The 19,074-nt window shown below is 67.1% G+C and carries 14 protein-coding genes and 6 pseudogenes; 10 read left to right on the top strand and 10 right to left on the bottom strand.

Annotation, left to right across the window (positions count from 1 at the left end):
* The first annotated feature begins 56 nt into the window (after positions 1–56).
* Positions 57–293 carry a hypothetical protein gene (locus ACSMXX_RS01610; RefSeq protein ID WP_473182211.1) on the top strand — a complete coding sequence of 79 codons (237 nt, stop codon included), beginning with the start codon at positions 57–59 and terminating at the stop codon, positions 291–293.
* Between the two features lie 144 nt (positions 294–437).
* Here the strand turns inward: ACSMXX_RS01610 and ACSMXX_RS01605 are convergent, their stop codons facing one another.
* The 3 genes from ACSMXX_RS01605 to ACSMXX_RS01595 all read right to left on the bottom strand — a co-directional run bounded on the left by ACSMXX_RS01605 (position 438) and on the right by ACSMXX_RS01595 (position 3,939).
* A complete protein-coding gene (locus ACSMXX_RS01605) occupies positions 438–1,544 on the bottom strand; it encodes an LCP family protein (protein WP_473182210.1) in 1,107 nt (368 codons plus the stop codon).
* A 251-nt stretch (positions 1,545–1,795) separates the two neighbouring features.
* Complete coding sequence (locus ACSMXX_RS01600) at positions 1,796–3,217, bottom strand: sensor histidine kinase (protein ID WP_473182209.1); 1,422 nt, start codon at positions 3,215–3,217, stop codon at positions 1,796–1,798.
* Positions 3,214–3,939, bottom strand: a complete 726-nt coding sequence (locus tag ACSMXX_RS01595; protein WP_473182208.1) for a response regulator transcription factor — start codon at positions 3,937–3,939, stop codon at positions 3,214–3,216. The genes ACSMXX_RS01600 and ACSMXX_RS01595 overlap by 4 nt, the downstream gene beginning before the upstream one ends.
* A 62-nt stretch (positions 3,940–4,001) precedes the next feature.
* On the opposite strand from ACSMXX_RS01595, the pseudogene ACSMXX_RS01590 reads away from it, so the two are divergent.
* From ACSMXX_RS01590 to ACSMXX_RS01580, 3 genes and pseudogenes are all read left to right on the top strand, one after another.
* Positions 4,002–5,209 (top strand): annotated as a pseudogene (locus ACSMXX_RS01590) (UDP-N-acetylglucosamine--N-acetylmuramyl-(pentapeptide) pyrophosphoryl-undecaprenol N-acetylglucosamine transferase).
* Positions 5,206–6,224 (top strand): annotated as a pseudogene (locus tag ACSMXX_RS01585) (GDP-mannose 4,6-dehydratase). The pseudogenes ACSMXX_RS01590 and ACSMXX_RS01585 overlap by 4 nt, the downstream one beginning before the upstream one ends.
* Positions 6,225–6,260: 36 nt before the next feature.
* A complete protein-coding gene (locus ACSMXX_RS01580) occupies positions 6,261–6,419 on the top strand; it encodes a transposase (protein WP_473182207.1) in 159 nt (52 codons plus the stop codon).
* A 404-nt stretch (positions 6,420–6,823) separates the two neighbouring features.
* Here the strand turns inward: ACSMXX_RS01580 and ACSMXX_RS01575 are convergent.
* Positions 6,824–7,230 (bottom strand): annotated as a pseudogene (locus ACSMXX_RS01575) (helix-turn-helix domain-containing protein); the annotation flags it as partial.
* A gap of 445 nt (positions 7,231–7,675) precedes the next feature.
* The gene (locus ACSMXX_RS01570) at positions 7,676–8,419 is read right to left on the bottom strand and encodes a polysaccharide deacetylase family protein (protein ID WP_473182206.1); all 744 of its coding nucleotides are present in this window, start codon (positions 8,417–8,419) and stop codon (positions 7,676–7,678) included.
* A gap of 714 nt (positions 8,420–9,133) precedes the next feature.
* On the opposite strand from ACSMXX_RS01570, the gene ACSMXX_RS01565 reads away from it, so the two are divergent.
* Entirely contained in the window at positions 9,134–9,259 is a 126-nt protein-coding gene (locus ACSMXX_RS01565; RefSeq protein WP_473184591.1) for a helix-turn-helix domain-containing protein, read from the top strand.
* A gap of 550 nt (positions 9,260–9,809) precedes the next feature.
* Here ACSMXX_RS01565 and ACSMXX_RS01560 read toward each other — a convergent pair.
* Together ACSMXX_RS01560 and aac(6') are read right to left on the bottom strand one after the other, a co-directional pair.
* Positions 9,810–10,766 (bottom strand): annotated as a pseudogene (locus tag ACSMXX_RS01560) (transposase).
* Positions 10,767–10,845: 79 nt separating this feature from the next.
* On the bottom strand, positions 10,846–11,319 hold the full coding sequence (aac(6'), locus tag ACSMXX_RS01555) for an aminoglycoside 6'-N-acetyltransferase (protein ID WP_473182205.1): 474 nt from the start codon (positions 11,317–11,319) through the stop codon (positions 10,846–10,848).
* A gap of 282 nt (positions 11,320–11,601) precedes the next feature.
* On the opposite strand from aac(6'), the gene ACSMXX_RS01550 reads away from it, so the two are divergent.
* The gene (locus tag ACSMXX_RS01550; RefSeq protein WP_473182204.1) at positions 11,602–12,051 is read left to right on the top strand and encodes an SRPBCC family protein; all 450 of its coding nucleotides are present in this window, start codon (positions 11,602–11,604) and stop codon (positions 12,049–12,051) included.
* 413 nt (positions 12,052–12,464) lie between these two features.
* Positions 12,465–12,881: pseudogene (locus ACSMXX_RS01545) on the top strand (transposase); the annotation flags it as partial.
* A gap of 166 nt (positions 12,882–13,047) precedes the next feature.
* Here ACSMXX_RS01545 and ACSMXX_RS01540 read toward each other — a convergent pair.
* Entirely contained in the window at positions 13,048–13,692 is a 645-nt protein-coding gene (locus ACSMXX_RS01540; protein WP_473182203.1) for a LysE family translocator, read from the bottom strand.
* 686 nt (positions 13,693–14,378) lie between these two features.
* Here ACSMXX_RS01540 and ACSMXX_RS01535 point away from each other — a divergent pair.
* Both ACSMXX_RS01535 and ACSMXX_RS01530 read left to right on the top strand, forming a co-directional pair.
* Positions 14,379–14,933, top strand: coding sequence for a TetR/AcrR family transcriptional regulator (locus ACSMXX_RS01535; protein WP_473182202.1), 555 nt, complete (start codon positions 14,379–14,381; stop codon positions 14,931–14,933).
* 99 nt (positions 14,934–15,032) lie between these two features.
* On the top strand, positions 15,033–16,523 hold the full coding sequence (locus ACSMXX_RS01530) for an MFS transporter (protein ID WP_473184590.1): 1,491 nt from the start codon (positions 15,033–15,035) through the stop codon (positions 16,521–16,523).
* A gap of 477 nt (positions 16,524–17,000) precedes the next feature.
* On the opposite strand, the pseudogene ACSMXX_RS01525 reads toward ACSMXX_RS01530, so the two are convergent.
* Together ACSMXX_RS01525 and ACSMXX_RS01520 are read right to left on the bottom strand one after the other, a co-directional pair.
* Positions 17,001–17,366: pseudogene (locus ACSMXX_RS01525) on the bottom strand (helix-turn-helix domain-containing protein); the annotation flags it as partial.
* Positions 17,363–17,572, bottom strand: coding sequence for a YkoF family thiamine-binding protein (locus tag ACSMXX_RS01520; RefSeq protein ID WP_473184589.1), 210 nt, complete (start codon positions 17,570–17,572; stop codon positions 17,363–17,365). The pseudogene ACSMXX_RS01525 and the gene ACSMXX_RS01520, both read right to left, overlap by 4 nt.
* 907 nt (positions 17,573–18,479) lie before the next feature.
* Between ACSMXX_RS01520 and ACSMXX_RS01515 the strand changes: the two genes are divergently transcribed.
* On the top strand, positions 18,480–18,770 hold the full coding sequence (locus ACSMXX_RS01515; protein ID WP_473182201.1) for a hypothetical protein: 291 nt from the start codon (positions 18,480–18,482) through the stop codon (positions 18,768–18,770).
* Positions 18,771–19,074: the final 304 nt, after the last annotated feature.

Below are 19,074 nucleotides of genomic sequence, written 5' to 3'. Positions count from 1 at the left end.
CACCACCCGGAAAGTAATCGCCGAACTCGCACCGGCTGGAGGCCTACCAGGCAATCGTGAACACCTTCAACCGGCACCCCGACCAAGAGTTCCGAGCCCGTGAGCTACACGAACTCCTCGGCATGCCCACCGACGAGGCATCCGTCAACATCACCCGCAGCCGCCTCGGACGCCTCACTCGCCAAGGCTTCCTCACCCAACCCGGACGAGGCCGCTACCAGAAACAGACCTATCATTCATTCAAGACCTGGCCACTCCTGCGCAAGCTCCCGTTCGACCACGCGGATCACTGACCTCGTTCGGGCTGTCTCTGCCTGAACCTCACCTGCTCAAACTGAGGATGGAGAACACTCAGTGGCTGCGGCCACCACATCGCCAGTGATCGGAATGGAGAAGGCACGCGATGATGCCCGTGGGCAGAGATATCGTCAGTGGGTTCAGGGCGCCGAATCCGGGATGTGCGGGGAGCGTGCGTATGCCTCCGTGGGTGTCATGCCCCGGCCGTTCAACGCTACGGTGTCGAGGACGCTCACCTTCGCGCATCGGCCTGACGAGGACGGCGCGGGTGAGCGGTGTTTCTGAGCGCGCTGGGGCCGGGAGGTGTGTTTGACGCTGATTGGTGTGCGGTCGTCGGTTAGCGCGGCGAACAGCGACCGCGCGCCGGGGGCGGGGATGACGCGTTGGTTGTTGGCGGGGTCGGGACGGGTGGGCATGGTGGTGAAGGTGACCTTGCCGTTGGGAACCGAGCCGAATGCACGGGCGAGTGAGGTCAGGCGGCGCAGGCTACCAAGACCTGCATCGACGGTGAGTGCCCGAGTCGCCGTGTCGGCGAGCCGGTAGGCCGACGGCAGGTCGGTGAGGGTTCTGACGTTCTTCAGTTTGCGCACCATGGCGTCGAGGTACAGATGCTGGGCACGTGTGCGTCCTAGGTCACTGCCGTCTCCAAAGCCGTGCCGAGTGCGCAGCCACTTCAGCGCGGCGACGCCCTTGAGCGTGTGGCGGCCGGCCGAGAGCTTCAAGTGGGAGTCCGGGTCGTAGACGTCCTTGTCGACGCACACGCCGACCCCGCCGGTTGCGTCGGCCATGCGAACCGCCCCCGAGAAACCGATCCCCGCGACGTGGTCGATCGGTACTCCGGTGAGCTTGCGAACTGCGGCCACTTGGCAGGCGGCACCGTGCTGGAGGGCGCTGTCGATCGGGCCTTTGGCGGGAGCGCCCCGGCAGACCGGCATGCGGGTCACGGTGTCGCGGGGGATGCTCACCACGGTGGCGCGGGAGCGGTCAGCGGACAAGTGCACGAGCATCTCGACGTCCGCGTTGCGCCCCGGCCCGCAGTCGCCGCCGAGTCGGCAATCGGCGGCGGATTTCCGTCCGTCGGAACCGATCAGCAGAAGGTTGATCGGGGAGCGGCCCTTGGCGTCGGACCGTTCATTGCCGCCCAGCCCGGCGATGGACACTGAGCGGATGTTGCTGTTCAGGTAGTGATAGACGGCGGTGCCCAACCCCGCTGCCAGCAGCGAGAGGACACACACCCCGACAGCCACGGCTCTGTGTGTGGGACGCCTCCTGCGGCGGCGGCGCCGGCCTGTTCCGCCCATCGCCCGACGGAACCGGCCGACTGGCGGGGGCTCCTGTATGTGTCCTGGGCTTCTCATCTGCGCCTCCGTCCGCTCTGCCTGTGTCCGTGGGCCATCAGCGAGTTCCGGGCCAATCCGCAGGCACGCGCGGAGTTTACGGACGGCGGGATAAGAGAGTTCTAATACCGTCGGCGAGGGCTGGGTCGGTCCCGGTGCTCTCAGCGCGAACGATCGGGTTCCGGGTGAAGGGGGATCCGCAGACGGAAAAGGGCGCCGCCGCCGGGCGCTTGTTCGGCGCTGAGGTGCGCGCCGTGAGATTGGGCGACCTGGCGTGCCATGGCCAGCCCCAGCCCCGAACCGGGTAGGGCTCGAGCGTTGCTCGCCCGGTAGAAGCGGTCGAAGACGTGCGGGAGGTCCTCCGTGTCGATGCCTGGCCCGTGGTCGCGGATCGTAAGGTGCAACTCGTCGCCGTGGAGCTGTGCTTCGGCCTCCACCGGTCCGCCGGGCGGGGAGAACTTGGCCGCGTTGTCCAGAAGGTTGGTCAGCAGACGGACCAGGCGAGCGGGCACGCCGGGGACGTCGACGTCCGCCGCCCCCTTGTGTCCGTCGGTGTGCAGGGTGAAGCGGACCGCCGGCCAGTGGCCACGCGCGGCCTGAAGTGCGTACTCCATGAGCTCGACCGGCCGCACCTGTTCCATGAGCGGAAGCGGTTCCTCGGCTCGGGCGAGTTCGACGAGGTCGTTCACCATCGTCGTCACCTCGCGCAGTTGCCGACTCAGGGCGCTCGCGGCTCGGGCGCGCTGCTCCGGGGTCAACCGCTCCTGTTTGGCCAGCAGTTCGGCATTGGTACGCAGGGCCGTGAGCGGGGTGCGCAGTTCGTGCGAGGCATCGGCGACCAGGCGGCGCTGGGCCGTGACGGACTGTTCCAGCTCGCCCAGCATGGTGTTGAAGCTGCCCGCAAGGCGGGTGATCTCATCGGTACGCGACGCCGGCCCCGCGGGCAGGTCGATGCGGTGCCGGGCGTCCCGAGTGGCGGCGATCCGCTCGGCGGTGGCGGTGAGTCTGGACACCGGCGCCAGCCCGGTACGGGAGACCGCATACCCGAGCGCGCCCGCCAGCAGCACGCCCGTTGCGCTGACCCCGACGAGACTCCAGGCGGCCTGCCGCACACCCCGGTCAACGGCGTCACTGCGCAAAGCGACCTGAAGGGCGTACCCCTTGCGCAACTGCTGAGTGAGCACCCGCACCGGCTCACCCGCGACGCGGGTCGTGGTGAAATACGGGCCCCGTCTCCCGGCCGCCACCTGCCGCGTGGCCGCGCTGACAGGCAGCAGGTAAGGCGCCGCGGCGTCACGGGAGGCGGCGGCGGGCACGATCTGCTCGCACGCAGTACCCAGAAAGCGGCACTCGCCGTTCATCACCCCCGGGTCCCAGGTTCGCTTCTCCCGGATCGTTTGTGACGCCGACTGGGTCAGGCTCAGTTCCAGCTGGCGCACCAGCTGGTATCGGACGATGTAGAAGGCCGCAGCGCTGACGCCGAGGACCACCAGGGCGACCGCGGCAGCGGTTGTTGCCGCCAGACGCATGCGCAACCGCCGACGCCGTCGCCATGGGGGCCCGAGCCCGCGCCTGCCGGTCACCCGAGCCTCGGGCGGTCGAACCGATAGCCCACGCCGTGCACGGTGTGCACCAAACGCGGCTCGCCCCCGGATTCCAGCTTGCGGCGCAGGTAACCGACGTACACCGCGAGGGAGTTCGAGTCAGGACCGAAATCGTGTCCCCAGACCCGCTCCAGGATCAGCTCCCGCGGCAGTGCTTGACCGGGGTGGATCATGAACAGCTCCAGCAAGGCCCATTCGGTGCGAGTGAACTCCAATCGCCGATCGCCCCGGTGACCGCTGCGGGTGGCGCGATCCACCACGAGGTCGTCGAAGACGAAGGTGGAGTCGTCGGTGGGCGACGGCTGTACGCGGCGCAGCAGCGCCCGCAGCCGTGCCAGCAGCTCGTCCAGGGCGAACGGTTTGACGAGGTAGTCGTCGGCACCCGCGTCCAGACCGTCCACTCGCTCGCTCACGGAGTCCAGGGCAGTGAGCACCAGGACGGGGGTGCGGTCACCGACATCGCGCAGGCGACGGCAGACGGCCAGCCCATCCAGCGCCGGCATCATCACGTCCAGCACGATGGCCTCAGGTTCCCACTGCGCCACTGCGCTCAACGCGTCCAATCCATCGGCTGCCACGCGCACACGGTAGCCCTCCACCGCCAGCCCATCCTCCACTGCGGCCCGCACCTCCGGCTCGTCGTCGACGACCAGTACCTTCGGGCCGGCGCCCTGGGTCGGTGCAGGCGGGGTGGTGTGCATGTTCTCCCCCTGCCAAATGCGGTCTTAGAAGCTTCTTAAGCCGTCCCCCCAGGGTGGCTGCCATGCGTACGCGACCCTTCGTCCCGCCGCTATCCGTCGTGATCGGCGCGGGCGGTACAGGCGGCCACATCTACCCGGGTCTCGCCTTGGCTGACGCGCTGCGGCGAGCCGAACCCGAAGCGCTGGTCTCTTTCGTCGGCACCGAACTCGGCCTGGAGACGACCCTGATCCCGCGAGCCGGCTACCGGCTGCACACCGTTGACATGATCCCTTCGACCCGGCACTCGGCGCGAAGCGCTATCTGCTCCCGGCTGCGCTGCTCCGCTCCGGGCGGCAGTGCCGGGCAATCCTGCGTGAACAGCATGCGCAGGTGGCGGTCGGCATGGGCGGCTATCCCAGCGCTCCGGTCATCGTCGGGGCACGCATGGCCGGTCTGCCCAGCATTATCCACGAGTCCAACGCGGTACCCGGACGAGCCAACCGTTTCGCGGCACGCCTCACCCCGCACATCGCGCTCGCCTTCGATAACACCAGAGCGCACCTGGCCGGAGCCGAGAACGCCCGCACCGTCGGCATGCCGCTGACCGGGCCGCTGGCTACCCTGGACCGTGCCGCAATCCGGGCCACCGCACGCGCCGCCCTCCGTGTTCCCGAGAGTGCCTCCTTGGTACTGGTCAACGGCGGCAGTCTCGGTGCGGCCAGGCTCACAGAGGCTGCAGTCGATCTCGCCGCCCGCCAGCGCGACCGACGTAACCTGCGGCTGCTGATCAAGACCGGGCCAGCCGCGCTGATACAGGCTCGGGCCCGCCTTGCGCAGACAGGTGGCGAAGCCATTGCAGAGGCCGTGCCCTACCTGGATCGGATGGACCTGGCCTACGCCGCAGCCGACCTCGTGGTGTGCCGCGCCGGGTCGGCGACCATAGCGGAACTGGCCACCATCGGCCTGCCGGCGGTTCTGGTGCCGTACCCCCACGCCCCCGGCGACCACCAGACCCACAACGCCCGTGTCCTGGCCGACGCGGGCGCCGGCGTCCTGCTCCCGGACGCGCAAACGGACGCGGCGTCCCTTGAGGCGATCGTCCTGCCGCTACTAGCCGATCCCGGACGGCTGGCGGCGATGAGCGACGCCGCCGCCCCCGGCACGCACTCCGAGGCGGCCGACCTACTGGCAGCGCAGGTCATCGAGCTTGCCGGGGGCACCGCCCCCACCACCTCCCCCTGTCCGACGCACCCGCCCCACCCCGCACACCCCAACGAGGAGGCAGCATGAACAACAGCACCGAGGACACCCGCTGGCACGGCCGCAAGGTCCTGGTCACAGGAGCCGAGGGATTCATCGGCTCAACCCTCGTCGACATGCTGGTCGAGGCGGGAGCGGACGTAAGGGCCTTCGTCCACTACAAGCCGTACGCCGAAAAAGGCCACCTGGCACACCACCTTCGGGCCGCGCCCGGGGCCACCCGGTCGAGATGGTGGCCGGAGACGTCCGTGACCCCGGCCGGGTGATGAACGCCGTCGCCGGCTGCGACACCGTGTTCCACCTGGCCGCCCTGATCGGCATCCCCTACAGCTACGACTCGCCGGGCGCCTACGTGCAGACCAACGTCGTGGGGACCGAGAACGTCGCCGAGGCCTGCCGCCACCACGCAGTACGCAGACTGATCCACACCTCCACCAGCGAGGTATACGGGACAGCCCTGACCACACCGATCGGCGAGGACCACTCCCTGCAGCCACAGTCGCCGTACTCCGCCTCAAAAATCGGGGCGGACATGATGGCACTGTCACACCGGCACGCGTTCGACCTCCCGGTGACGGTGGTGCGCCCCTTCAACACCTACGGCCCACGACAGTCGGCCCGCGCGATCGTCCCCGCCATCCTCGCCCAACTACACTCCGGCGCAGAGGAGATCAAACTCGGCTCACTCACCCCGACCCGGGACTTCACCTACGTAACAGACACTGCTGCCGGCTTCCTCGCGATGGCCGACTGCGACCGCGCACTGGGCCACGTCATCAACCTCGGTACCGGCCAGGAGATCAGCATCGGCGACCTGGCCCACGAACTGATCGCTGCGTCGGGGCGCCAAGCCGAAATAGTCACCGACCCTGCCCGGCTGCGGCCCGCCGGAAGCGAGGTGCAGCGCCTTCTGTCGGACAACGCCAGAGCCCACACCTGGTCCGGCTGGGAGCCGAGGACGTCACTGCAGGAGGGACTACGGCAGACTTCCGAATGGGTCGCCGACAACCTCCACCTCCTCGCCTCCGACCGCTACCAGGTCTAGGCCCATTCGTTTGGATCATCCGATCGATGGTCGGTTGTGCCGTTAACTGATGTTCAACGGGCGCGGATTGACCCCTTGCTGCCAGACCGGACGCCGAAACGAGGCGGTCGATGGCGCGATCACCGTGAGGTGATCGATGCGATCGCCTACAAGTTCCAGACCGGATGTCAGTGGGTGCACCTGCCGGAGAGGTAAGGCAACTGGCGGGGCGTCTACAACAGGCTGCGGATGTGGGCCATTGACGGCACATGGGAGTGGGTGTTCACGGCGCTGATGGCTCAGGTCGACGCGGAGGAAGACCTGGGCTGGGCCGTCTCGGTGGACTCCACCATCGTGTGCGCTCATCAGGACGCGGCCGGGGCCCGCAAGAAGGGGCCCAGGCGGGCGAACCAACAGACCGTGCCGTCGGCCGGTCCCGCGGCGGATCGACCACGAAGGTCCATCTTGCTGCCGAGGACCGCTGGCAGCCGTTGACCTTCCACCTCACCGCCGGGCAGGCCGGTGACGCGCCTGCTTTCGTGGACGTGATGGCACGTGTGCGGGTCCCCGCCCGCGTGGACGGCCCCGCACCAGGCCGGATGTGGTCCTGGTCGACAAGGCGTATTCCTCACGGGCGATCCGTGAACACCTGCGCAAGCGGAGCAACGCACGCCGACCACCGGCCGACGCGCCTGGATCTCGGTGGCGTCCAGCCGCAGCTGGATACCTTCGGCCTGGGCGTAGGCGAACACAACCGTCAGCGTCCGCAGCCGCAGACCGGGTCGTTCGGGGACCGCGCATCCGCGCTCAGCCAGGAGTGTGGGTATCTCACGGATGGCGCGGGTGACGGTAGAGCGGTCCACTCCGAACAGCAGCCCCAGCACGGCGTGCGGGAGATCGTGCCGGAGATGAATCAACGTGGCCACCAGCCGATCGAGAAGACGAGTCGATGCCGGGCGCCGACTCCCGCGGCCGTCGCCTCAGCTTCCCGCAATCGGGCCATGGCACGCTGACGGCTGGCCGTCATCGACTCGGCATGCGCCTGTTGCCCGGCGAGGAACGCTTTCAGCCGCGGTCCCGCCTTCGGTGACACGTCGGCTGCCGAATCCGCAAGCGCCAGCGCCTTCGTGCCGTACCCGCAGCCCGCGGCACGCACCGCAGCACGTGAAAGGGGCCGGCGAGCAGTGCATGCGTCTGCCCATCACGGAGCATGCGCTGACACCGAGCAGTCGGCCTCCGGACAAGCCGAACCCAGGACTTGGGCATGAGCCCAGCGTCGGTTGACCCGCCGCCGAGCAGTGCGGATTCGGCAACCACCCGCACAGCCGTGGAAGCAACCTCGGACGAACTACCGCGCAACCAAGATCAGTACTTCGGAGGGGGACCTGCATTGCAGAGACAGATGACACTTCGCAGCGCTTGTTGGATAGCCCGAAGCCGTGTGAGACAGCCCCGGACGGGCAGTCAGGGTGCTACTTCCGGGGGAAGCTGAACTCGTATCCCTGCTTCTTGAGCCACGGCAGGGCCTGCTCCAGCGCCGCGATCGTCTCGCTGCGGTCGCCGCCCCCGTCGTGGAGGAGGATGGTCGGGCCGTTGACCAGCTCATTCTTGAGGTTGCCGAGGATTGCCGCCTTCCCCGGGAGTTCGAAGTCCTTGGTGTCGACGTTCCAGCCGAGCGGGCGCATGCCAAGCTCGGCGGCTATTCGCCGGCTGTCCGGGGTGAAGGCGCCGCCGGGAGCGCGGTAGTAGTCGACCTTCGCTCCGCCGGCCGCCTCCTCAATCCCCTGCTGGCCGCCGAGAATTTCCCTCTTCTGGTAGCGGACGGACTTGTGATCCATCGCTTTATCATGGCTTACGGAGTGGTCGCAAAGGCGGTGCCCCTCGGCGACGGCCTTTCGGACTAGGTCGGGGTGGGCGGTGGCCTGCGGGCCGATCATGCAGAAGGTCGCCTTAACGCCGTAGCGCTCAAGCACGTCTAGGACCTGCGGTGTCCATCTCGGATCCGGCCCGTCATCGATGGTGATGTTGATTGCCCTGCCCCCGCTCTCCGTGGCGTGGCTGATCTCCTCTGACACCCTCCCCGGTGCGTCCAGCTTCTTCCCCTGGGGGCTCAGCGTCGGAGACGGCGGAGCGGCCGGACCGCTCGTGCCGCCGGTCCGGGACACCAGCGCACACGCGCCCGTCGTGACGGCAACCAAGGCCATCGCAGAGACCATGGCCACTGCGAAACGGCGACCGCGTGCGGTCGGTTGAGCTAGGAGACGCACCATGGTCATCGCGGAGCGGCGTGCATGTGCGGTCGGTCGAGCCATGGAACATCCATTCTCAGCCCTTCGGGAGGCTGACGTGCTGCGTACTCGGACAAGGGGTGCAGATCAGCGCCCTATATAACAAAGACGGGACTAGGAGACGAAGGGTTCTCCTTGCCCGGAGTGGAATGGATCACTCCGAATCCACCAGAGTCATCAAGATCACGGACGTACACGACTTATCTGACAGGCCCTATTGCCGGTTCCCCTGTGATGATCACTCGGATCAGGGGTTACTCGTGCAGTGGCGTGACGGTCTCCGCCTGGACACGGGTCGCAGCTTCAAGCGCATGGTATTCACGCTTCATCGCTGCGGATCAGTCCCGCCAGACGCGAGTCCGCAAGCCCGTCCGCGGTCCCGAACACGCGGAGATGGCCGAACAACTCGCCGCCGAAGCCGAGCCAGCCTGCTTGCCGGCACCCTGCTGATCACGCTCGTGCGGCTGGCCAAACTCCGCGGGCGCAGCAGGCGACTTGAGTCGGAGATTCATCGCTGGTCGGGTGTAAGTCGTCCTGGACCGAAGCTTGCGCCGTTGTTCGTAACTGATGCCCAGCGGGCTGCACTTGAAGGATGGGTGCGTCGATGCTGCGACAGCGCAGGCGCCGGCTTTGTGATCAAGGATTGTCCTGGAGTGTCCCGAGGGGTATTCGGCTGCGGAGGCCTCTCGTCGTCTCGGGGTTGTTCCCGATACGGTCCGCACCTGGCGTCTGCGCTTCTTGGAGTGCAGGTCTGGACGGCCTGTGTGATGAGCCGCGGCCCGGTGTTCCGAGGAAGATCACTGACACCGATGTCGAGCATGATCGTCAAGACGCTGGTAGAGAAGTCGAAGAACGGGACGCACTGGTCGACGCGGCCGATGGCTGAGGCGACCGGGAGTCGCAGTCGGCGATCTCTCCGACGGCGGGCCTTCGCCCTAGCCCCGCACCGGCGCAGACGTTCAAGCTGTCGACCGATCCGCTGTTCACCGACCAGGTCCGCGACGTCGTCGGCCCCTACCTCGACCCGCCAAAGAAGCCCCTGATTCTCTGCGTGGACGAGAAGTCGCAGATCCAGGCGCTGAACCGGTCCCAGCCGGTGCTTCCCATGGTGCCCGGAGTGCCATAGCGCCGCAGCCACGACTACGTCCGCGCCGACGGAGCGGTGGATGCCGCACTTGAGCTTCTTCGCGGTCAGTTCGGCGAACCACCGCTCCACCAGGTTGATCCAGGACGACCGGGTCGGTGCGTGGTGATCGTAACGGCGTTGTCGGCTATTGATGACGGGGCGTGCTGGGCTGGGGTTCGGCTGATGGGTGATTCAGCAGGTCATGGAGCTGACGGGCACGAGTGCGGTGCTCGGTTTGCGGCGGGTGGTCCGCTGGGCGGCGCGGTCGGAGACCAGGCCGGCGACGGCTCGGTGCGTGGCCGCGTAGTGCTCGCGGCGTCCGAGGAACCGTTGCAGCGGGCGCCACTGCTTGTGCTCGGCGTTGGCGTGCTCGACGCAGATCCGCTCCGAGGACTAGCGGCGGCGCGTCTCGCGCCAGGCGTACCGCTCGCCGAGCGGGGCCTCCTCCTTCGGTTTCTTCGGCGGCGCGCTGATCTGGTCGGGGAACTCGTTGGCAGGCCGCGGTAGCCCTCGTCCACCTCGGCTTTCACGTCCGGGTGGAGCCGGAGCTGTTCGGCGATGCCCTCGGTGCGGACTGCGGTCTGGTCGTGCATGTGGCCGGGCCGGTCGGCTCCGGACCACAGAGTGCGGCCCTGGCTGTCGCTGATCGTGGTGGTCTTGCAGGTGTTCTGCTTTTTCTTTCCGGAGACGAACACGCAGCGTCCGGGCCGGTGGGCCTTCGGGCGGCGGACCTGGGTCTCGGTGCCGTCGATCCGCAGCTTCACGCCTTCGGCGGCAGCGTAGGCGAACACGTCCGCCAGGGTCCGCAGCCGCACGCCAGGGTGGTCGGGGACGGCGAAGCCGCGGTTCGCGAGCAGCGGACGAATCTCGCCGATGGCCTCGGTGACGGTGGAGCGGCCCGCGCCGTACAGCTCGGCGAGGGCCGCGTGCGGGAGCTGGGTGCGCAGGTGGACCAGGGTGACCAACACCCGGTCGGTGAACGCCAGCTCGTGCTTGCGTCCCCCCGGCCGCACGCAGACGCTCCCCGCCCCGGCGCTGGCGCGGCGCGGACTCGTGTCGCGCCTGCCATGGGGCAGCCAACTCCTCGATCAAACCGCCGAGATGTACACGGGAGCTGCCCGTGAAGGCAGGAATGGGACGAGGCTGCACGGGCCCACTTCGTCTTCACACCCGAAGAACCCGTGCGGCCCGCATCCCGTCACGCCCGATGCACTTGTCGGCCGACCGGTCAGGTCAGCTCCTCGGCGAGCAGATCCATGAGCAGCCCGTCCTGCCACAGGCCCGTCCGGTGGTCGCGCCCGTACGCCCGCATGATCCCCACGGGCTTGAATCCGACCTTGCAGTAACTGCGGATTGCCGAAGTGTTGGCTGCAGCGGGATCAATGGTCAGCCGGTGATGACCGCGTTCGTGCACCAGCCACCGGGCCAGCGTGCGCACCGCGTCGGTACCGAGTCCCTTCCCGTGATGCCGCGCCGTCAGGAAGATGTCGATGCTGGCACGATGGAACTCGGGGTCGGTCTCTTCCTCGAACTGGACCGCCCCGATGACCTCACCCTCGAAGACGATCGCGAGCATGCCCTCGAAGTCCTCCGGGGGCGACCACCACGCCGCGACTTCCGGCTCCCGCACGATTCTGCCGAGAACCTCCCCATCGCCGCCTGACGCTGGCCGCAGCACAACCTTGTCCCCGCGCATCTCCATGCCCTCCATTGTCCCTGGAAGTCGGAGGCACCCACGGCAACAGGACGCGCTCAATAGCCGACCACGCCGTAAGCGCGCTCCGGCTCCCCGCTTCGACCTCGGCCAGCACACCGCACATGTCAGGCTCCGCGCCTACCCGTCCCTCGCTAGAGCCCCAACAAGCCCCTGCTCGCCGCCAGTCCGCCACCTCGCGCGACCCTGGAGAAGCGCCGCCGAGCTGAAATGAGACCCGCATCCTGCCCGGGCCAAGGGCCCGGAATACCCTGCCTCTAGACTGAGCTTGTGCAGCACTTCGAGGTCGTGACAGCCATCGCCGCACCCCCGGACGAGGTGTTCGCGATATGCCTGGACGTGGAGGCCCATACCAGCTCGATGGCCGCTTCGTCGGAGCGAGCGGTTGATGGCAAAACCCAGGGCGAGTTGTCGCTCGGTGACACGGTGACCTTCCATGCACACCATCTCGGCCTCACCTGGCGACTCACCGCACGCATCACTTCCTACGAGCGCCCCCGATGCTTCGTGGACGAGCAGGAGTCCGGCCCCTTCAAGCGATGGCGTCACGCCCACCACTTCGAGCCGGACGGCGCCGAAGGCACCATCATGAGAGACGTCATCGACTTCGCTTCACCGCTGGGGCCTGTTGGGCGCATCGTCGACAGAATCCTCCTGAGCCGCTACATGCCTCGCCTCATCAGAATCCGCAACGCCTACCTGGCCAGCACTTTCGACTGAGTGGGTTGGGGCAGCCTTTCCTGCTCCACTTCAAACGGCCCGCACCGCCGGCGGGTCGGAACGGACGCGATGCGCCTTTGCCCAGCAAAGCAACCCTGACGGGACTATCCGCCAGCTGCCTCCCGATCCGATGGACAAGCGATGCTGGAAGTGGATGAAGCCACTTCCAGAACGGGGTGCGTACGGTTGCGAGGGAGAGCGAAGCGCTGCGCCTGCGCATCGCTGCATCCGCGTGGGGGGACGCGCCGTCCGGCGGAATCGCTCCGCGCCTGGAGCCACACGGCGAAGTCTGCTCAGCCGGTGCACGTGACCCCGAGGGCGCTCCCGCGGCGGCGAAGAAGGATTGGGAACGCGTCGAACTAGGCAGTGTCCGATAGGTCTCGTGACTAGGCCGCTGTGTCGTTGCGTCCCGCGTGGGGCGAGGCGATCTCTCAGACCTGGAGTGGGCTCGAATGGAGCCGCACCTACCGAGAATATGGGGCGGGGCGGGCGCTGGAAGTGTCACCGCAGGGTGATCAACGGCATTCTCTTCCGACAGCGGTCCGGTATACCGTGACGGGACGTGCCGACACGGTTCGGGAAGTGGAAACAGTGTATGACCGGCATCGTCGCTAGTCCGCGGATCACACGTGGGAGAGGATCCTGCGTGCCGTCGAGGCCGATGCCGAGGTGGAGGGCCGCATCGACTAGACCATGGTGGGCGTGAACTCGACGTCTTGCCGGGCCGATCAGCACGCTTCAGGGGCCCGTACCCGGGTGCCTCGCATTTCCGGGGCGACGTGGCCCGACCCATTGAACACCGCTGTTATGAGGCCCTGGGTCGCTCGCGAAGTCGACCGCGCGATGTACAGGCGCCGCAACGATGGCGAGTGAACGAGCAATGCCTTCAAGGGCTTCCAGGCCGTGGCCACACGCTTCGACAAGCGAGCATGGGTCTTCCATGGCACTGTGACCGTTGCCGCCGTACGCAGCCGCTCATAGCTCGCCGTACGGTCTCTAGTCGGCGCGGCCTGTCGCCGCCACAGTTACGCCCAGGCCGATCATCCCGAAGCCGCCCGCCCCGCCGACCATCGACAGGCGACGGTCCGAGCGGGCGAACCAGGAACGGGCCGCCGAGGCGCCAAGGCCCCACAGTGTGTCCGTGATCATGCCGATGGTGACCGGAACCAGGCCCAACACCATCATTTGGAGGGGGACATGGCGCGCCGAGTGGTCCACGAACTGCGGCAGCACCGCCGCGAAGAAGACGATGGCCTTCGGGTTGGTGACGCCCACGAAAATCCCGTCCAGGATCGTGCGTAGATCGCCACGGTGCTCACCCACCGGGGCCTCCATGTCCGCCGCGCGTATCTCTCTGCGGTGCCGGAACGCCTGCACGCCCAGGTAGACGAGATACGTTGCTCCGGCAAGCTTCACGCCCAGGAACACTGCCGCCGAGCTCTCCACCAGCGCGCCGAGGCCCCACGCCACAGAGATCACCACGACGTACGAGCCAAGCATGTTGCCGAGGACTGTCGCGAGCGCCGCGCGGCGGCCGTGTGCAAGGGATCTACCGATCACGAACAGCACACTTGGCCCCGGAATCACGATCACCAGTAGCGACATCGCCGCGAACGCGAGAATGCTCTCCCTGGACACCATGGTCCGTCACCTCCTGTACTGCGTTCCAGGGGCCAATAGAAGCAGATGGCGGACCTTCCACCCCAGGCTCATCCACATGCCGATATCACCGGCACCGATGTACGCTCCCCACACTCAGAAGAGCCTGCGCGCATGATCAGCCGCCCATCACGGCACCATCACACAGCCGCGATCCGACTCGGTCTCCACCAACGATCCGCCAGACAGGCTCAAGCGCGGCCGTCGGAGCCCCGGGAGGCGCTGTCGGGTCAGGCCCTGATCAGGCTCTCCGGGGAGTGCTTCCGCTGGTTTCTCCGCGACCAGTACTGCGTGCTGGACGCGTTCGGCCGCGCGCTGGTCACGCGTCGTGTCGCCGAGGTGTACACAGCGCGTACGGAGCTGGACGCAGTAGGACGCCAGGCTCGTAGTGCTGTCGCCCCTGGAGCTCGACTCCCAAGTGCCCGGTGGGGACCGCGACCTTGCGCTGGGCCGGTACGCCCGCCGGCCCGAGCGCTCTCGATGGAAGAGGTCGTAGACGAGGTCCCGAGGCGCGTCTGGTGCGAATCTCTGCCAGGGTGCCGCGGCGCCGGGGCAAAGGTGGCGGCTACGGGCTCACCGGCGATCGGCTGCAGGCGTAGAGTTCGCTCGCGAGACACGATCATGGCCCAGCTGAGACACTTCTGTCTCACGAGATGTACTCTTGCGTCATGAATGTTGATCGTGACGAGGTACTCAGAAGGGCAGCAGCCTTTCTCAGCCGCCAGGCCGGCGCCACCCAGGACGAGATCGCCGCTGCGGCCGGCATCTCTCGCGCCACCCTCAACCGGCATTTCCCCGGCCGCGCCACATTGGTGCGTGCCCTGGAACAGGTGGGCCTGCGCGATCTGAGGGACGCAGTGGAGGAGGCACGGCCAGAAGAGGGACCCGCCGGCGAAGCGTTGCGGCGCGTGATCACCTGCGCCTCCCCGCACGCCGGATTCCTGTCCTTCCTGACCGCCCAGGAACAGCTGCTGAACAGTCCCGCCCAGGCGGAGTGGGAGCGCATCGCCGACCGGATCGCGGCGTTGTTCCAGCGCGGCCAGGAAGTGGGGGAATTCCGTGTCGACATGCCCGCGAACTGGCTCGCCGAGGCTTGCATCGGACTGGTCGTCAGCGCTGGCTGGGCGGTTCACGACGGCCGTGCCGCGGCCCGGGACTTCCCACACATGATCATCGAGCTTCTGCTCGGCGGCGTCACCCGATCCCCGGCCGAGACGGTCTGAACGAAGAGAAACGCAGAGAAAGGCATCACCTTGTCGGAACAGACAGCCACTGCGACATGCCCCGGCGCGGCCGAGGCAGAGGGCGGGAGGGCACGCTGGATTGCCTTCAGCGTGCTGGTCCTGGCGGTGCTCCTACTCGCTGTCGACGGCACTGTGCTGGGCCTGGCCACTCCGTTCATCAGTGAGGACCTTGCTACCTCCGGCAGCCAGATGCTGTGGATCGGCGACGTGTACTCCTTCGCGCTTGCCGGACTCTTGGTCACCATGGGCGGTCTCGGAGATCGCATCGGCCGTAAGAGGCTCTTGATGAGCGGATCCGTCGGCTTCGGTGTCGCCTCCGCTCTCAGCGCCTATGCCACCAGCCCGGAAATGCTCATCTCGGCCCGTGCCTTGCTCGGCGTCGCAGGTGCCACCCTGATGCCCTCCACGCTCGCCTTGATTCGCACCCTCTTCCCCGAGCCGCGTGAGCGGAGCCTGGCTATCGGCATCTGGACCGGTGCCGCTTCGGCGGGTGCTGCGCTAGGCCCAGTAGTCGGCGGAATGCTGTTGGAGCACTTCTGGTGGGGCTCCGTCTTCCTGATCAACCTGCCTGTCATGGCCGTGCTCCTTGCCGTCGGCTTCAAGTGTCTGCCCGAGTCGAAGAACCCTGCCCCCGGACCCATGGATCTTCCCAGCGTGCTGCTGTGCACGGCCGGGCTGATCGGCGTCGTGTACGCCATCAAGGAAGGTGCATCTGGCGGCCTGAGCAACGGTGTCCTGGCTGCGACCCTCATCGGCATCACCGGACTCGCCGTGTTCGCCCAGCGCCAACTCGCTCTCGAAACCCCGCTGATCAACATCCGGCTGTTCCGAGCCAGAACCTTCACCACCGTCATCGTGGCCAGCCTGCTGTCTGTGCTGGGCATGTCCGGGACCATCTACTTCCTCTCCCAGTACTTCCAGCTCGTCCAGCACATGAGTCCCCTGCAGGCGGGCCTTGCCGACCTGCCCGCCATGGTTGGCTCCATGGCGCTGGGAACCGCAGCCGGCTGGGCCTCGCGCCGTTTCTCCGTCCGCACCGTCATCAGCGGGGGCATGGCCATGATCGGTATTGCGCTCGCTCTGTTGGCCACCGTCAAGCCAGACACCGCGTACCCGCTCATCGGCTTCGCGCTGTTCCTCCTCGGCGGGGGCCTCGGCTTCGGCTACGCGGTCGTCAATGACGTCATCCTCTCCAGCACACCGAAGGGAAACGCGGGCGCTGCTTCCGCGCTTTCCGAGACCGCGTACGAGCTCGGGGTCGCATTCGGCATCGCCGTACTCGGGTCCATCGTCACCGCCACCTACCAGCACTTCGCTATACCCGCCGGAATCCCGCCCGCCGTAGCTTCAGTGTCCCGGGAATCTCTCGGCGGAGCCGCCGATGCCGCCATCTCCCTGCCAGGCGATCAGGCCAAAGCACTCATGACCGCAGCAGGCGACGCCTTCGCCCAGGGCCTGACCAACGCCGCGCTTGTCGGCGCCCTTCTGCTTCTCTTCGGCGCCGTCGCCTCCTGGTTTCTACTCAAGGGAACCGTCCTCGCAGACCACGACCACTCGGGCACCCGGTAGGCGTCCGGAACGGCGGTCGCCGCAGGCGATCGACCGAGCCGCAACTGCTTGCCCGGATCCGTGAGGACTCTCGCACCGCGCGGTGGCTGGCGGTCTCCGAATCTGCGCCGCATCAACGACCTCGCCGCCGATACTCACGCGATTGGCATGCCCGCGGCCTGCTGCGGCCGCGACTGCTTCACCTGTGGCGGCGGGCGACGAGTCGGACGGTTCAGCAAAGTCACCACCGCATGCAGTGGCGGGCGCCACTGCGGCCCGCATCCCCATGTGATCACCCCTCTTCATCAGAGCCGTCACGCCGGTCGACGACTACGAGAGAGCCCTAACCGTCTCCCAACCGCCGCACCGTACGACGTCGTCCGCCCGAGGCTTCGGCTTCACCTTCGGACCCCTGCCGCCCCTCTCATGACCGCGCGCCTGGAACACCCAGGTCGGCCTCACCCACCCACCACGGCGCCGCTTCGCCCGCTTCTCCCCCTGGGAGTTGATGTAGTTGTAGACGGTGAAACGGCTGATGCCCAGCGCGCTCGCGACGGTCTCGACGCCGTGCCGGACGGAGAAGGCGCCGCGCGTCTCCAGGATGCGGACGACCGACTGCTTCGTCTTGCGGTCGAGTTCGGAGAGCGGCATGCCGTGGCGGCGCTCCAGCTCCACGAGGATGTGGTCGAGGGAGTCGGAGAGGTGGGGCAGCCGTACGGCCACGACGTCCCGGCCCTCCCAGGCAAGGACCACGTCGTCGCCCTGCGCCTCCTCAGGTGCGATCATCTCGCCGCCCATGGCGTCGACGAGCGGCTTGACGGCGTCCGCGAAACGGCTGCCGTCGCCACCTCCGGGGCCGGTCATGCCCCGCTCCCAGCGGCGTCCGAGGCGGAATCCGTACCCGCGTCCGGGAGGACGTTGAGCTGCAGCGAGACACGGGTCGCCCCGGCGTCGAGGGAATCGCGCAGCAGGGTCTGGACGGCGCCGAGCACCTCTTCGGCCGGGCCCTCCGCCGTATTGCCGAACGGGCCCACGTCGACGGAGTCCAGCGGAGCGCAGCACTGGCACAGTCAGGAAGAGCCCGGCGCCCCGGGCCTCCTCGTCCATGCCGCGCACGTCGTGCTGACCCTCCGCCGCGGGCAGAACGAACGTCACATAGAGCTACCCCTCGCTCAAGGTGCCCACTGAGCGAGGGGCCCTGTGCAGCACCTCAGGAACGCACGTTATCTATTCAATATTCACCGTCTCGTATTCGTGGCCGCAGCGCGCCCAGTGCGTCACTCCTCTGACGCAAACCCGTGGCGCCAGCGTGTCGGCCCGAGGTTCCCGCCAACCGGCGCCCAGTGGCAACCCTCTCGCTTGTTGAGTGGTTGAGGTTGCCTCATGGGAGGTGATCGAATGGAGGAGACCCGTCCCCCATCCACTGTCCCGCATGCCAGGGATAGTGATGACGGCGACTCGGATTGCGAGGGCGACAGGTCCACCGTTGTCGCCAGCGCAGCCTTTGAAGGCTCTTGCAAGGCGTGACGGTCACGCCGGGAGCGAACGGCCGGACAGTGCAACTCTTCCTGCTCCTGGCTTGGGTGGGCGTCAGCCATTTTCCAGCAACATCACTCGGCCGGATTGACAATGCTGGTTACTGTTCGCCGGGCTCGGGGGTGCGACAGAAGTCCCGCACAGCCCGCCCGGGGCGGTCAGGGGAATCCTGGAGCCTGATGCGTTGCGGGGAGTGCTGGCCGGGCTGCCCCGGGGGACGGAAACAGCCGAGCCAGAACTGTCGCTTAGCACGGGTTGCGCTGCCCGCGAAGGAATCGGGCATGAATATCGCCTTTCGGGCGATCAGTCTGTACTGATTGCAGCATATGGTGCATGCTGAGGCATGCGGAAGGGTCACTGGGAATGAGTCCACCAGTGACTTGGAAAGGGCTCTCTCCGGATTGAGTGGCTGGTGAGGGCCCTTTCCGTGCACCTACGGTCATGGGCGAACAAGACGGCGCATCAAGCAAGAATGAAGACCGACGTGCACGCCGCGAAGGTGCATCGCAGGAGTTTCAAGCGCAAGTCTCCGCGTGGCAAGAACTTCAGCGTGTCGTGGAAGAACAGGAAAAACACAACCCTTCCTCAACAAGCACTGTAGCCGGGGAAAACCTCGATGTGTCGATTGAGGGACCAGGGGAGAGGGGGAATATTCTTCCAGAACGGTTGGTACACCCAGGTGATGTCCTCGAGTTTCTAATCGACTTGCTCGCAGGGAATTACCGCATCTAATCTCGGCTAGCGGTCGGCGGAATCCTCCTGGGGATGTGAGTGTACGCAGAGAAACATCCCTGCCCAGCACAAGGAGGGTTTTCCTCCAATCCGACAGGACACACCCTTGACGCACCGTTTCTGTGCTGTGCGTGCGACGGTGCAAACCTCTTCGAGGAGCGCGCCGGCCGCATCCTGTCGATCTCGTAGATCCAGATCACGTCGACGGCTGCGTTCCACACTGGGATCGGCACGTCGTCCAGAGGCGGCGAACCATCGGCAGTCGACTCATGACGCGCCCAGCCTCGACCGGAACGAACATGTC

The organism is Streptomyces sp. DSM 116795, from assembly GCF_055792905.1.
Note: the sequence above shows the minus strand (reverse complement) of the source record. Positions and strands in the feature narration are given on the sequence as shown.

What these genes read in the sequence shown, in the direction of transcription:
- ACSMXX_RS01535 (WP_473182202.1), top strand. Translation starts at nt 14,379, where the DNA reads ATGAATGTTGATCGTGACGAGGTACTCAGAAGGGCAGCAGCCTTTCTC.
- ACSMXX_RS01540 (WP_473182203.1), bottom strand. Translation starts at nt 13,692, where the DNA reads ATGGTGTCCAGGGAGAGCATTCTCGCGTTCGCGGCGATGTCGCTACTG.
- ACSMXX_RS01515 (WP_473182201.1), top strand. Translation starts at nt 18,480, where the DNA reads ATGGGCGAACAAGACGGCGCATCAAGCAAGAATGAAGACCGACGTGCA.
- ACSMXX_RS01595 (WP_473182208.1), bottom strand. Translation starts at nt 3,939, where the DNA reads ATGCACACCACCCCGCCTGCACCGACCCAGGGCGCCGGCCCGAAGGTA.
- ACSMXX_RS01570 (WP_473182206.1), bottom strand. Translation starts at nt 8,419, where the DNA reads ATGGTCTCTGCGATGGCCTTGGTTGCCGTCACGACGGGCGCGTGTGCG.